This window comes from Planobispora rosea (assembly GCF_014648175.1).
GTDB lineage: Bacteria > Actinomycetota > Actinomycetes > Streptosporangiales > Streptosporangiaceae > Planobispora > Planobispora rosea.
In genome coordinates, this window is record NZ_BMQP01000011.1 from 179,603 (window position 1) to 193,207 (window position 13,605).

Sequence of the window (13,605 nt, forward strand, 5' to 3'; positions counted from 1 at the left end):
CGGAAAACTCTCCAGGGACGCGACACCGCCCTTCCTCCCGCGGGAGCCGGCCCCGGAGGAAGCTCCGCTCCGGTGTGCTCCCGCATCAGGAGTATCCTTCCGACGCCTCGAAGGTCCTGAACACACTGCGCGCCATGTCCGGCAGCACCCGCCACTCCTCCCTGGGCACGACCCAGGTCAGGACGGCGACGTTGCCCCCCAGCGCGATGAACCGCCGCGTCTCGTGGTAGACCACGCCGGGCGCGGCCCAGTCCGACGAGGCTCCCTCCTTGAGGCGCCAGGTGAACGCCCAGTCGAGCGCCTCGTCCGAGGTGTCGGAGACCGGGAGCGACTCCTCGGAGAGGATGGTCGCCTCCTCCTGGACGATCTCCCTGGCGCTGTCGCGTACCGACTCCAGGTCGAAGACCAGGTTCGCCCCGCCCACCGACATGAACGCGCCCCCGCCGGGACGGGTCCACCGGACCGTCTCCGGGTCCGGGAGGCTCTCCATCCAGTCGGAGGGGCACTGGATGGACCAGCCGCCCTCCTGCGGGGCGCACTTCCTCAGGTCCGGCCTGCTCACGATGGGACCGTTCTCGCTGGGCTCCGGCGTGGGAGAGGGTGGGGGCGACTCCTTCTTCTTCTCGTTCTTCCCCGGCTTCTTCCGGCCGGTCGGCGTGGCCTCGGCCTTCACCGGCGCCGCGGTCGTGCCGTCGGCGGCCGGCTGCTCCGTCCCCCGTGTGGCCCACACGACCGTGCCCACGCCGGCCAGGAGCACCGCCACCAGCACGGCGACCAGCGCGGCCGGGCTCCGCTTCGGCTGCCGCGCGGGCGGCGGCGACGGCCGTCCCGGCCCCGGTCCGGGGTGAACGTGCCCCGGATGGACCTGTCCCGGATAGGTGGGTCCCGGATGGCCCTGCCCCGGATAGGCGGATCCCGGATGGGCCTGGCCCGGATAGGTGGGTCCCGGATGGCCCTGCCCCGGATAGGCGGATCCCGGATGGGCCTGGCCCGGATAGGTGGGTCCCGGATGGGACGGGCCCGGCTGCCTCGGGCCGGGGAGGGAGTGGCTCGGATGGGTGCGCGAGGCAAGGGCCTGGTTCTGATAGGTCTGCCCGGTGCGGGCCGCCCCCACCGGGGCCCCGCTCGCCTCGGCCAGCAGCAGGTCGGCCTGCTCGGCGGTGAGGCGGTGCGCGGGCTCGCGCCGGAGCAGGCCGGAGAGCACCTCGTACATCTCCGGGGGCACCCGGCTGAAGTCGGGCTCCTCGGTGAGCAGCGCGCCCAGGGTGGCGATGGCGTCGCGGCGCTCGAAGGGCGCGTGGCCCACCAGCATCGCGTACATCGTGGCGCCGAGCGCCCACAGGTCCGACCAGGCGCCGGCGGGCGCGCCCGTGGCGCGTTCCGGCGCCAGGAAGCTGGGCGAGCCGGTGACCATGCCGGTCTGGGTGAGTGAGACGTCGCCCTCCACGGTGGCGATGCCGAAGTCGGTGAGCACGGCCCTGCCGTCGGAGGTCAGCAGGATGTTGCTCGGCTTGACGTCCCGGTGCAGGATCCCGGCCTGGTGGGCGGCGTGGAGCGCCGAGAGCACCTGGCGGCCGATCTCGGCGACCTGGCGCACCGGCAGCGAGCCGAGCTGGTCCAGCCCGCGCGCCCTGACCAGTTCCATGATGATCCAGGGACGGCCGTCCTCCTCGGCCACGTCGTAGACCGCCACGATGCCCCGGTGGCTGAGCCGGGCGGCGGTCCTGGCCTCCCGGGAGGTGCGGGTCAGCTGGCGCTCGTGCTCGGCCGGGGAGAGGTTCGGCGGGAGCAGCACCTCCTTGACCGCGACCGGACGGTCCAGGAGCGTGTCGTGCCCCTCCCACACCACGCCCATGCCGCCCCGGCCGAGCTCGCGCAGGAGCCGGTAGCGCCCTGCGATCGCCCGTTCCCCGTGCGGGTGTGCCATTCGTGCCCCCAGGTGCCGATCCATCGAGTCGCAAGTTTCCCACAGGTCCCGCCCGGCGGGTGGGGCGTCTTGCCAGCCGGAGCCGAATATTGTTCTACTTGCTCCGGAAGAGGACCGCAGGCTACCAAGCGATTGCTTGTTTACGCCGTGCCGGGCTACAGTCGAGACCGCACCGAGGAGAACGCCGATGGATCACAGGAAGGGCCCGCTGGCCGGAGTCCGCGTGCTGGAGCTGGCCGGTCTGGCCCCGGGGCCGTTCGCCGGGATGATGCTGGCCGACCACGGCGCGGAGGTGCTCCGGATCGACCGGGTCTCCGCCGTGGCCGCCGCGGGCGACAAGCCGCGCGCCGACGTGATGGACCGCGGCAAGCGGAGCATCGGCCTCGACCTGAAGTCCCCCGAGGGGGTCTCCGCCTTCAAGCGGCTGGCCGCGTCCGCGGACGTGGTCATCGAGGTCTTCCGGCCCGGCGTCGCCGAACGCCTCGGCATCGGCCCCGCCGACCTGCACGCGGTCAACCCCCGCCTGGTCTACGGCCGGATGACCGGCTGGGGCCAGGAAGGGCCGCTGGCGCCGACCGCCGGGCACGACATCGACTACATCGCGATCTCCGGCGTGCTGTCGATGCTCGGCCGCGAGGGGGCCAAGCCCACCCCGCCGATCAACATCCTCGGCGACTTCGCCGGCGGCGGCCTGATGCTGGCGTACGGCGTGCTGCTGGCGCTGCTGGAGCGGGAGCGGACCGGCGTGGGCCGGGTGATCGACGCGGCCATGGTCGACGGGGCGGCGACGTTGTTCTCGATGTTCTACCACGGCGTGCAGAGCGGCTTCTGGGGCCCGCGCGGCACCAACCTGCTCGACACCGGCGCCCCCATGTACGACACCTACGAGACCGCCGACGGCAGGTTCATGGCGGTGGGCGCCCTGGAGCCGCAGTTCTGGGCGGAGATGGTCAGGCTGATGGGCCTTTCCGACCTGCCCGACCGGAATGACCGGGCCAACTGGCCCGCGTTGCGCGAGCGCCTGGCCGCGGAGTTCCGGTCCAGGACCCGAGCCGAGTGGGAGGCCGTCTTCGAGGGGTCGGACGCGTGCGTCTCGCCCGTGCTGGAGATGCCCGAGGCCGCCGACCACCCGCACAACAAGGCGCGCGGCACGTTCGTCGAGGTCGGCGGGGTACGGCAGCCCGCACCCGCGCCCCGGCTGGCGGGCGTGCCCGAGCAGGACCTCTCCCCCGCGACCCGGCTGGCCGACCTGTCCTCGTGGGGCCTGCCGGAGGAGACCGCCGCCGAACTGCGTGAGGCGGGAGTGCTGGCCTAGACGAGAGGGGAAGCCCGTGGAGAGTGCCGAAGGCGCCGGGACCACCGGGGACGCCGTCCGGATCGACCTGCTCGACGGAGACATGTACGCCGGGGACCCCGGACCGGTGTACGCCTGGCTGCGCGAGCACGCCCCGGCCTACTTCGACGAGGGCAACGGCCTGTGGGGCGTCTCGCGGCACGCCGACATCTCCGCGATCGAGCGGGACGGCAGGCTCTGGTCCAGCACCGGCGGCTACCGGCCGCAGCTTCCCAGCGACCCGTCGATGATCGGAATGGACGACCCCGAGCACGCCGCCCGCCGCCGCCTGGTCTACCGGCGCTTCACCCCGCGTCACGTCGCGGAGAAGTACACCGACCGGGTCCGGGCCGTGGTGACCGAGCTGATCGACGAGGCGCTGGAGAAGGGCACGGTGGACGCCGTCCCGGCGCTGGCCGCGCCGCTGCCCGGCCGGATGATCGGCTGGCTGCTGGGCTTCCCCGACGAGCGCTGGCCGGAACTGGTCCACTGGTCGGAGACGACGATCGTGGCCGGGGGCGGCCTGCGCTACGTCACCCACGACGCGGCCGTGGCGGCGGGCGAGTTCGCCACGGCCGTGCTGGAACTGGCCGAGGAACGGCGCAGGTGCCCGCACGACGACCTGACGTCGCTGTGGGCGGGCCACCCGGACTACGACGACGAGCACCTGGCCAACGAGGCGCTCCTGCTGCTGGACGGCGGCGCGGAGACCACCAGGACCGTCATCGCCACCACCATCGACGCGCTGATCAGGCACCCGGAGCAGTGGGCGGTGCTCCGGGAGGATCCGGGGCTGATGGAGAACGCGGTCGAGGAGTTCATCCGCTGGACCACCCCCGTCCTCAACATGTGCCGGACCGCCACCCGCGACACGGTCCTGGCCGGCCGCGAGATCTCCGGAGGACAGCAGGTCCTGCTGATGTACGGCTCCGCCAACCGCGATCCGGAGGTCTTCACCGACCCGGACGTCTTCGACGTGACCCGGCCCGCCGGCCGCCACATCGCCTTCGGCCTCGGCACGCACTTCTGCCTCGGCGCGGCGCTGGCCCGGCTGGAGCTGCGGATCTTCTTCGAGGAGTTCGTCCGCCGGATCGGCTCGGCCGCCTGGGCCGACGACCGGGGGCCGCGCATCCTCCCGAACGCCTTCGTACGGGGCGTCACCTCCTTCCCCGTCACCCTCGAACCCCGCTGACGCCTCCCGGACCCCGCCGGCCCCCGTCACCCCCGTGTCCCGCTGACGCCGCCGACTCCCAGGCGTTGCAGTGATCTGGCATTGCAGTGATCTGGCATTGCAGTGATCTCGCAGCGATCCGCAAGCGGCTTGCCATTCGGCTTGGAAAGCATGTGCCCCTTCCGATCATGAGAGGGGTGTGAATTGAGATCATCAGCGTTGTTGCTGAGCCTGGGGACGGCCGGCGTCCTGTTCGCGGGACTGCTGGCCGGGCCCGCGAGCGCGGCGGCCGCTCAGGGCCCGGCCCGGGGAACGGTCCAGAGCGCGGCGCCGGGAGCCGTCACCCAGAAGACGGCCTCCCACACGGTGGCCGCGCCCGCGGTCAAGGTGGCCGTGGGCAAGGTCAAGGCGAGCCCCGCCCGCCACTCCGGGGGATGTCCCGCCACCGTCGACTTCTCCGCCGTCATCGCCGCCAAGGGCACCGGGACGGTGAAGTACCGCTGGGTCCGCGGTGACGGGAGCCGGGGCAGCGTCAAGACCATCAAGGTCCGCGGCGCCACGACCAGGAAGACCGTCGTGCGCGACCGCCAGAGCTTCGACTGGAACGTCAGCGGCTGGCAGGCCATAGAGATCGTCGGCCGCAAGGGACTGTCCAGGAAGGCCTACTTCAACGTCTCCTGCTCCGGCGGCGAGCCCGTCGTCTACGACCGCACCCACCCGCTGCCGCCCGCGCCGGACCCGACCGGCAAGCCCTCCCCCGGGCCGACCGACCGGCCGCAGGAGCCCGTCCGCGCCGCCGCCTCGGTCACCGCGACCCCGGCCGCCTACACCGGCCCCTGCCCCGCCACCGGCCAGCCGGTCCGTTTCGACGCCCTGATCCAGGTCGACCGGGTCCCGGCCCGCGTCGCCTACCAGTGGATCGACAGCGCCGACGGCGCCGGCCCGGTGCAGTATCTGGACTTCGCCGCCGCCGACGCGCGCAGCCGTACCGTGTCCCTGACCCATCCGGTCAAGACCACGGCCACCGGGTGGAAGTCGGTGGACATCATCAGCCCCGCCGGCAGCGTCGACTCCCTGCGCGCGAACTACAGCGTCACCTGCGCCGACCCCGCGCCGGAGCAGAAGATCACTCCTGCCGCCGCAGTCGACAAGCCCTCCTACACCGGCACCTGCCCGGTCGCCCTGACCTTCACCGGCACCATCACCGTCACCAAGGTCCCGGTGAAGGTGAAGTACCAGTGGCGTGACAGCCAGGGCGGCGTCGGCCCCGAGCAGGAGCTGGAGTTCACCGGCACGCCGGGCGGCAAGCCCGTCACCCCGCACACCATGACGGTCCGGTACGACGACGAGGTGCCCACCGTCAAGGGCGCGGGCACGCTGCGCATCCTGTCCCCGGCCGCCGAACCCGACGTCGCCCAGGCCGCCTTCACCGTGACCTGCACGGGCGGGACCACGCCCCCGCCCGCGGTCGTGACCGCGTCGGACATCAAGGTCGAGCCCTCCAGCTACACCGGCCCGTGCCCCGGGTCGTACGGCGTGGCGCACACCGTCTCGGCGAAGATCACGGTCACCAAGCCGATGACCGTCAAGTACCAGTGGATCAGCCACCAGGGTCCCTGGCCGGGGCCTGACTCCGTGTTCTCGGTGACGTTCACCGAACCCGGCAGCAAGACCGTCAGCAACACCTTCGGCTCGGGCCCGAACGGCTACAAGGGCACCAAGCGGCTGAAGATCGTCGACCCGGCCGGCGGCGGCGAGACCGCGGACGCCTCGTTCAACACCGTCTGCGTCAACCCGGACGTCACCGCGTCGGACATGAAGGTCGACCCGGCCCACTACACCGGCCCGTGCAAGACGCCGGCCGATGTGGAGCGCTCCGTCTCGGCGAAGATCAAGGTCACCAAGCCGATGGCCGTCAAGTACCGGTGGATCGACCAGCAGGGCCGCCCCTGGTTCAGCTCGGGCCCGTTCTCCACGACGTTCCACAGCGCCGGGAGCAAAACCGTGGCCAACGGGTTCAAGTCCGTCGCGACCGCCCGGGGCTCCGTGCGGCTTGAGGTCGTCGAGCCCGCCGGCGTCCCCGTGACCGAGGCCGCGGAGTTCAGCACGGTCTGCGTGAACCCGTCGGTGTCCGGGGTGAGCAAGCAGCGCACGGACGAGAACGAGGAGTGCGGCCCCGGCCGGTCCGCCGAGTTCGCGCTCAGCGCGAAGCTCGCCGTGGCCGACGGTCCCGCCTCCGTCGGTTACCGCTGGTACCGCAGGAGCAACGAGACCGGCAACCGGTGGACGCTGATCAGCGGCGGGACCGCGTCGTTCACCGGCACCGGGAAACAGGAGAAGACCATCACCGGCACGTACGGCACGCGGCGCTCCGAGTCCGGTTACTTCAAGGTGGAGCTCACCGAGCCCTACGAGGGGTCGGCGCAGACCGGCTTCCTCGTGACCTGCCAGTCGAGGCACGACCGGTAGACCGGTAACCGGAGACCCGGCAGAGGGGCGGTGCACCTGTTCGAGGTGTACCGCCCTTTGTCGTAGGGATTGATTGGAATGTAGTAGATGTACTACATTCCTCAGCATGAGTACTGCGGTGAGCGTTCGCGGGCTGCGGATGTCGTACGGCACGGCCGAGGTGTTGCGCGGGGTGGACCTGGAGATCCGCCAAGGCGAGATCTTCACCCTCCTCGGCCCCAACGGCGCCGGGAAGACCACCACGATCGAGATCCTGGAGGGCTTCCGGAAGCGGTCGGCCGGAGAGGTGAGCGTCCTCGGGACGGATCCCGACAAGGGCACCGACGCCTGGCGGGCCAGGCTCGGGATCGTGCTGCAGAACTGGCGGGACCACGCCAGGTGGGGGGTGCGGGAGCTCATCGTCCACCTGAGCGAGTTCTACGACCGCCCGCACGACCCCGACGAGCTGCTCGCCGCCGTCGGACTGACGGAGCAGGGCGGTCAGCAGATCGCCCGCCTCTCCGGCGGGCAGCGCCGCCGCCTGGACGTCGCGCTGGGCATCGTGGGCCGGCCCGAGCTGCTCTTCCTGGACGAGCCGACGACCGGCTTCGACCCGGAGGCCCGCCGGGAGTTCCACCGGCTGATCGAGAAGCTGGCGGCCGACGACGGCATGACGGTGCTGCTCACCACGCACGACCTGGTCGAGGCGGAGAAGCTGGCGCACCGGACCGCGATCCTGGCCGGCGGCCGGATCACCGTCTGCGGGACCCCGGCCGAGCTGGCGCAGGCCGTACAGGCTCCGTCGCGGGTGCGCTGGGTGGAGGACGACCGGGAGCAGGTCGTCACCACGCCGGACCCCTCACGGACGGCCTGGGAACTGCACAGGAGATTCGACGGGCCGGTGCCGGGGCTGGAGATCCGGCGGCCGTCCCTGGAGGAGAGCTACCTCGAACTGGTCGGGAGGAACGCGTGAACGCCAAGGCGCTGCGCATCGGGATCAAGCGGGGCTGGACGGAGCACACGCACCTGCTCAAGACCCGCAAGGAGCTGGTCGGCACCCTCCTCGGCACGGTCGGGGTCTTCGCCGCCCTGACCCTGTGGATGGGCGACTCCGTCATCGAGGGGACGGGGGTCTCCAGGCTCACCTTCCTGATGGTGGGTTTCCTGGCCTACACCGTCTTCGGCACCGCGCTGATGACCCTCCCGATGGCGCTGGTCGCCGACCGGGAGGAGGGCACGCTGCTGCGGCTGCGCACCATCCCCGGCGGCATCCTCGCCTACCTGGCGGGCCGGGCGACGACCGCCCTCTGCCAGATCGCCGTGCAGAGCGCGCTGATCGTCGCCACCGGCGTCCTGCTTGGCGGCGCCCCCCTGCCCCACGACTGGCTCACCCTGGCCTGGGTGCTGCTGCTGGGCACGGTCGCGACGGTCCCGCTGGGCGCGGCGATCGGCTCCGTGCTGCCGAGCAAGAACGCCGTGGGGATCGCGACCCTGCCGATGATCGCCCTGATGTTCACCTCGGGCGTCTTCTTCCCCGCGACGATCATGCCTGAGGCCCTCCAGTGGATCGCCCAGACGTTCCCGCTCTACTGGCAGGGGCTCGGGCTGCGGGCGGCGTTCCTGCCCGACACGATGCTCGCCGCGGAGATCGCCGGGAGCTGGCGCCTGCCGTACGTCGCGGCCGTGCTGGCGGCCTGGACGGCGGCCGGGATGCTGCTCGCACCGCCGCTGATCCGCCGGGTCACCCGGCGGGAGTCCGGCTCGCGGCTCGCCGCGCGGCAGCTGGCCGCTCAGCGTTCGTGACCCCCTCACCTGGGATGCTGCTGCGATGAGCGCGGAAGAGGTCTACAACCGGATCCCGATGCTGAGGGCCGAGCGCGGCGTCTCGCGCAAGGAGCTCGCCGCCGCGCTCGGGGTCCACTATCAGACGGTCGGCTACCTGGAGCGGGGCGAGTACAGCCCGAGCCTGCACCTCGCCCTGCGCATCGCCGAGTATTTCGAGGTTCCCCTGGAAGTGGTGTTCTCATTGAAACCGTTCCCCCGGCTGGGCAGCGAGGTCAGACGATGAGTGGGCGCAAGAGCCTCCGGCAGATGAGCTGGGCGGAGCTCAAGCGGATGAGCTGGGCGGAGTTCCGGCAGTCGGGCGGCTGGGCGGAGTTCAGGAAGATGAACCGGGCCGAGGTCATGCAGCTGGACATGATGCCCGCCTGGTACGCCACCCGGGAGCGGCGGCGGTGGCTCGCCGGGGCGGGGATCCTCTCGCTGGCGCTCCAGTGGCTCAACGCGGCCGTCTCCTGGGCCGTCGAGCCCGACGGCGGAGGCGGCTGGATCATCCTCGCCCTGGTGGCGATCACGATGGTGGTCTACCTCCCGGCCGTGACACTGATGAACATCGCCACCCGGGGCCTCGTCGAGCTGGCCGAGCGCCATCTGGACGAGCGGCAGGTGGGCGAGCGGCTGCGCGCCACCACCATCGCCCACCGCATCACGACGGGCCTGCTGGCCGCCTGCTTCGTCGCGGCGGTGACGGCGGGCATGGGCGGCGGGGACGACTACGCGGTGCCGGAGAGGACGGTCATCATGCTGACCGTCGCGCTGGCGATGACCCACTTCGTGCTCCCGCTGATCGTCTCGACCTGGCGGCTGCCCGACCCGCTCCCCGACGACGAGGAGTGACGCCCGGCACCGGGTGTGCGGGGACCCGGCGGGCGGTCGGCTCACGGTCGGCCGCGGTCAGCCCATCGGCGGGAAGACGGCGACGTAGAGGTCCACGCCCTCCGGGTGGTGGACCTCCAGGTCGGTGGTGAAGGCGCGGGCCGGGGTCCCGCCCGACTCGGTGTGCTTCCACAGCTGCTGCCACGACTCGATGAGCGCGCCGGGCATCGGTCCCCGGGCCTCCAGCCGCAGCGCCGGAACCCCGGGCACCCGCACCGCGACCATGCCGTCGGGCAGCCGCGGGACGCTGCGCACGGCCACCCCGACGATCTGCGTGTAGGCGCCGTGGTGGTCGCTCTCGTAGTCGGTCAGGACGGCGTACAGGTTCTCGTCGATCCGCCCCGGCACGTGCGCGAACGCCCCCGGGGCCCCGGCCCGCCGCCACAGCGCCGGCAGCTTCGCCCGTGCGGGGTCCATCTCCTCGGCGTTGGAGGTCCGTACGGCATGCCCCACGACGAGCGACTCCGGCCGATCAACAACGATCACACTGCCTCCCACGACTAATCCGATAAAAGGTGCGAATCGGATCTTAGTCCCCCGCTCGACCGGAAAGCTCTGGTGGTCAGAGCGCAAATGGGGAATGAACACTCATGACCGTTCACCGATAAGGTTGATGCACGTGAAGTTTCTCAATGAGGCGGTCCCGCCCTACGACCTGACCTACAGCGACGTGTTCATGGTCCCGTCGCGCTCCTCGGTCGGATCCCGGCTCGCCGTCGACCTGTCCACCTCCGACGGCACCGGGACCACGATCCCCATCGTCGTCGCCAACATGACCGCGGTCGCCGGGCGCCGCATGGCCGAGACCGTGGCCCGGCGCGGCGGCATCGCCGTGATCCCGCAGGACATCCCGATCGACGTCGTCGCCGACGTCGTCGACTGGGTGAAGAAACGCGACCTGGTCCACGACACCCCGCTCACCCTCACCCCGCACGACACCGTCGGCGAGGCGCTCAACCTCCTGCCCAAGCGCGCCCACGGCGCGGTCATCATCGTCGACTGGGACAACCGCCCGATCGGCGTGGTCACCGAGGCCGACTGCCACGGCGTGGACATGTACACCCAGCTGGCCAACGTCATGTCCGACCACCTGCTCGCCCTGCCCGCCGGGCTCGACCCCCGCGAGGCCTTCGACCGGCTCCACGAGGGCCGCCACCGGCTCGCCCCCGTCGTCGACGGCGACGGCCGCCTGGTCGGCATCCTGACCCGGACCGGGGCGCTGCGGGCCACCCTGTACACACCGGCCGTCGACAGCCGGGGCAGGCTCCGCGTCGCCGCCGCCGTCGGAATCAACGGCGACGTGGCCGCCAAGGCGAAGGAACTGCTGGAGGCCGGCGTCGACTGCCTGGTCGTGGACACCGCGCACGGCCACCAGGAGAAGATGATCTCCGCGCTGCGGGCGGTCCGCGCGCTCGATCCCGCGGTGCCGGTCGCCGCGGGCAACGTCGTCACCGCCGCCGGCGTGCGCGACCTGGTCGAGGCGGGCGCGGACATCCTCAAGGTCGGTGTCGGGCCGGGCGCCATGTGCACCACCCGGATGATGACCGGCGTCGGCCGCCCGCAGTTCTCCGCCGTGCTGGAGTGCTCCGCCGAGGCCCGCCGCCTGGGCCGTCACGTCTGGGCCGACGGCGGCGTCCGGCACCCCCGTGACGTGGCGCTGGCGCTGGCCGCCGGAGCCGCCAACGTGATGATCGGTTCCTGGTTCGCCGGCACGTACGAGTCCCCCGGCGACGCTCGCACCGCCGCCGACGGCCGCACGTACAAGGAGAACTACGGCATGGCCTCCGCCCGCGCCGTGAAGCTCCGCACCGCCGACGACTCCCCCTTCGACCGGGCCCGCAAGGCCCTGTTCGAGGAGGGCATCTCCACCTCCCGGATGTACCTCGACCCGGTACGGCCCAGCGTCGAGGACCAGATCGACGCGATCGTGGCGGGCCTGCGGTCCTCCTGCACCTACGCGGGGGCCGCGAACCTGGAGGAGTTCCACGAGCGCGCCGTGGTCGGCGTGCAGAGCTCCTCCGGCTACAGCGAGGGCATGCCGCTCCACCAGAGCTGGTAGAGGGGCGTTTCCCCGCTCCACCGGAAAACCGGCCCGGGGCGCGCATCGTCGTGCGCGCCCCGGGTAGCCGCCCTTCGAGCACCCCCACTCGGAAGGGCGAAAGGACATGACACAGCTACCCTTCGGCCTGGACACCCCGGTCACCGTCGACCGGAGGGCCCTGGTCGGTTACGACAACTACCTGGCCGCGCAGCGGGCCGTGGACACCCTCTCGGACTCCGGATTCCCCGTCGAGCACACGGCGATCGTCGGCAGCGACCTCCGGCTGGAGGAGACCGTCACCGGCAGGATGACCAACGGCCGGGCCGCGCTCGCCGGAGCCGGCAGCGGCGTGCTCTTCGGCCTCGTGGTCGGGGCGTTCCTCGGCCTGTTCACCTCCACCACGCTCTCCTTCTTCATGCTCGTGCTCTGGGCGGGACTGTGGGGCGCCGTGATGGGCGCCGCGTTCGGGTTCATCAACCACTACTTCACCCGCGGCAAGCGGGACTTCGCCTCGCGCAGCGCCATCGTCGCCGGCCGCTACGACGTGCTGGTCGCCACCTCCCACTACGACCACGCCCGCGCCGTGCTGGAGGGCGCCCCCATGCCGGCCGACACCGTGGTCGTCGAGCCCCCGCCCTCGGCCGGGCTGTACGACCCCGCCATGGGCCGGCCCGCCGACCCGGCCCAGTCCCTCACCCCGCAGCAGCCCGTGGCCGAGAACCCCACCGCTCCGGCGCACTCCATCTCCCAGCAGCAGGTGGCCGAGAACCCCACCGCTCCGGCGCACTCCGTCCCCGAGCAGCACGCCCCCGAGCAGCCGGCGGCCGCGCCGCGGAAGCGCTCCTGACCCGGCGGACCAGACCCGGCGGACCCGGTCAGACGGACTCGCGGATGACCAGCTCGGTGGGGAGGATGACCGGGTCCGTGGAACCGCCGGAGAACAGGCCGAGCAGCAGGCGGACCATCGCGGCCGCCTGCTCGACGATGGGCTGGCGGACCGTGGTCAGCGGCGGCTCGGTGTAGCGGGCCGCCTCGATGTCGTCGAACCCCATCACGGCCACGTCGTCCGGGACCCTCCGGCCCGCCTGGCGCAGCGCCTGCAGCGCGCCGACGGCCATCAGGTCGTTGGCGACGAAGACCGCGTCGAGGTGCGGATCGTCCTCCAGCAGCTGGCGCATCGCCACCGCCCCGGACTCCCGGGTGAAGTCGCCGACCGCGATGATCGAGCGGCGGTCGGAGCCGCGCATGACGTTCCGGTAGCCGGTCAGCCGGTCCTGCCCCCCGATCATGTCCTGGGGGCCGGCGATGGTGGCGATCCGGCGGCGGCCGGAGTCGATCAGGTGGCGTACGGCGAGCTCCGCGCCGCCCACGTTGTCGTTGTCGACGTACGGCAGGTCCACCGGGACGGCGGGCCTGCCGTAGGAGACCACCGGGACGCGCATGCGGGCGATCGCGGCGGGCAGGGGGTCGGCGCCGTGCATCGAGAAGAGCATGACGCCGTCGACGTGGCCGCCGGCGATATAGCGCTCCACCCGGGCGTGGCTCCGGGCCGACCCGGCCAGCATCAGCACGACCTGCTTGTCGGCCGCCTCCAGCTCGGCGCTGGCCGAGCGGATCACCGTGGAGAACATCGGGTCGTCGGAGAAGACCCGGGTGGGCGACTCGGAGACCACCAGGGCGACGGAGTCGGTGCGCTGGTTGACCAGGGTGCGCGCCGCCGCGTTGGGGACGTAGCCGAGCTCCTCCACCGCGCGCATGACCACCTCGCGGATGCCCGGAGCGACCGTCGGCTGGCCGTTGACCACCCGCGAGACAGTGGCCCGGGAGACTCCCGCGCGGGCGGCGACCGCCTCCAGGGTGGGGCGTTTCATCGCGCTCCTCCAGAACAGGAATAGCCATGACGATAACCCATCCGGGCCGCCGTCCGAGGGGGACGGGCGGAGGCACGGATGACCGATCCTTGACGGCCC

Annotated in this window: 12 protein-coding genes; 9 read left to right on the forward strand and 3 right to left on the reverse strand. The window is 72.0% G+C overall.

From position 1 onward, the window contains the following. Positions 1-85: 85 nt before the first annotated feature. Positions 86-1,927, reverse strand: a complete 1,842-nt coding sequence (locus IEZ08_RS39535) for a serine/threonine-protein kinase (protein WP_229803089.1) — start codon at positions 1,925-1,927, stop codon at positions 86-88. 187 nt (positions 1,928-2,114) lie between these two features. Here IEZ08_RS39535 and IEZ08_RS13825 point away from each other — a divergent pair, with 187 nt between their 5' ends. The 7 genes from IEZ08_RS13825 to IEZ08_RS13855 all read left to right on the forward strand — a co-directional run bounded on the left by IEZ08_RS13825 (position 2,115) and on the right by IEZ08_RS13855 (position 9,555). Next, the gene (locus IEZ08_RS13825; RefSeq protein ID WP_068925514.1) at positions 2,115-3,242 is read left to right on the forward strand and encodes a CaiB/BaiF CoA transferase family protein; all 1,128 of its coding nucleotides are present in this window, start codon (positions 2,115-2,117) and stop codon (positions 3,240-3,242) included. Between the two features lie 16 nt (positions 3,243-3,258). Next, the gene (locus tag IEZ08_RS13830; protein ID WP_189242256.1) at positions 3,259-4,452 is read left to right on the forward strand and encodes a cytochrome P450; all 1,194 of its coding nucleotides are present in this window, start codon (positions 3,259-3,261) and stop codon (positions 4,450-4,452) included. Between the two features lie 201 nt (positions 4,453-4,653). Next, a complete protein-coding gene (locus tag IEZ08_RS13835) occupies positions 4,654-6,900 on the forward strand; it encodes a hypothetical protein (RefSeq protein WP_189242257.1) in 2,247 nt (748 codons plus the stop codon). A 106-nt stretch (positions 6,901-7,006) separates the two neighbouring features. After that, positions 7,007-7,852 (forward strand): ABC transporter ATP-binding protein, encoded by an 846-nt coding sequence (locus IEZ08_RS13840; RefSeq protein ID WP_068925517.1) that lies wholly within the window; start codon positions 7,007-7,009, stop codon positions 7,850-7,852. Next, a complete protein-coding gene (locus IEZ08_RS13845) occupies positions 7,849-8,682 on the forward strand; it encodes an ABC transporter permease (RefSeq protein ID WP_068925519.1) in 834 nt (277 codons plus the stop codon). The genes IEZ08_RS13840 and IEZ08_RS13845 overlap by 4 nt, the downstream gene beginning before the upstream one ends. A gap of 25 nt (positions 8,683-8,707) precedes the next feature. Beyond that, positions 8,708-8,947 carry a helix-turn-helix transcriptional regulator gene (locus IEZ08_RS13850; protein ID WP_068925521.1) on the forward strand — a complete coding sequence of 80 codons (240 nt, stop codon included), beginning with the start codon at positions 8,708-8,710 and terminating at the stop codon, positions 8,945-8,947. After that, positions 8,944-9,555 carry a hypothetical protein gene (locus tag IEZ08_RS13855; protein WP_141704183.1) on the forward strand — a complete coding sequence of 204 codons (612 nt, stop codon included), beginning with the start codon at positions 8,944-8,946 and terminating at the stop codon, positions 9,553-9,555. Before IEZ08_RS13850 ends, IEZ08_RS13855 begins: the two co-directional genes overlap by 4 nt. Before the next feature lie 57 nt (positions 9,556-9,612). Here IEZ08_RS13855 and IEZ08_RS13860 read toward each other — a convergent pair whose 3' ends face one another. Continuing rightward, entirely contained in the window at positions 9,613-10,080 is a 468-nt protein-coding gene (locus IEZ08_RS13860; protein WP_068925525.1) for a GyrI-like domain-containing protein, read from the reverse strand. A gap of 133 nt (positions 10,081-10,213) precedes the next feature. On the opposite strand from IEZ08_RS13860, the gene IEZ08_RS13865 reads away from it, so the two are divergent. Then, positions 10,214-11,653 carry a GuaB1 family IMP dehydrogenase-related protein gene (locus IEZ08_RS13865; RefSeq protein WP_068929034.1) on the forward strand — a complete coding sequence of 480 codons (1,440 nt, stop codon included), beginning with the start codon at positions 10,214-10,216 and terminating at the stop codon, positions 11,651-11,653. Between the two features lie 106 nt (positions 11,654-11,759). Further along, complete coding sequence (locus tag IEZ08_RS13870; RefSeq protein ID WP_068925527.1) at positions 11,760-12,482, forward strand: YflT domain-containing protein; 723 nt, start codon at positions 11,760-11,762, stop codon at positions 12,480-12,482. A gap of 28 nt (positions 12,483-12,510) precedes the next feature. Here the strand turns inward: IEZ08_RS13870 and IEZ08_RS13875 are convergent, their stop codons facing one another. Then, a complete protein-coding gene (locus IEZ08_RS13875) occupies positions 12,511-13,506 on the reverse strand; it encodes a LacI family DNA-binding transcriptional regulator (protein WP_068925529.1) in 996 nt (331 codons plus the stop codon). Positions 13,507-13,605 lie beyond the last annotated feature (99 nt).

What these genes read in the sequence shown, in the direction of transcription:
- IEZ08_RS13840 (WP_068925517.1), top strand. Translation starts at nt 7,007, where the DNA reads ATGAGTACTGCGGTGAGCGTTCGCGGGCTGCGGATGTCGTACGGCACG.
- IEZ08_RS13875 (WP_068925529.1), bottom strand. Translation starts at nt 13,506, where the DNA reads ATGAAACGCCCCACCCTGGAGGCGGTCGCCGCCCGCGCGGGAGTCTCC.
- IEZ08_RS13850 (WP_068925521.1), top strand. Translation starts at nt 8,708, where the DNA reads ATGAGCGCGGAAGAGGTCTACAACCGGATCCCGATGCTGAGGGCCGAG.
- IEZ08_RS13825 (WP_068925514.1), top strand. Translation starts at nt 2,115, where the DNA reads ATGGATCACAGGAAGGGCCCGCTGGCCGGAGTCCGCGTGCTGGAGCTG.
- IEZ08_RS13870 (WP_068925527.1), top strand. Translation starts at nt 11,760, where the DNA reads ATGACACAGCTACCCTTCGGCCTGGACACCCCGGTCACCGTCGACCGG.
- IEZ08_RS39535 (WP_229803089.1), bottom strand. Translation starts at nt 1,927, where the DNA reads ATGGCACACCCGCACGGGGAACGGGCGATCGCAGGGCGCTACCGGCTC.
- IEZ08_RS13855 (WP_141704183.1), top strand. Translation starts at nt 8,944, where the DNA reads ATGAGTGGGCGCAAGAGCCTCCGGCAGATGAGCTGGGCGGAGCTCAAG.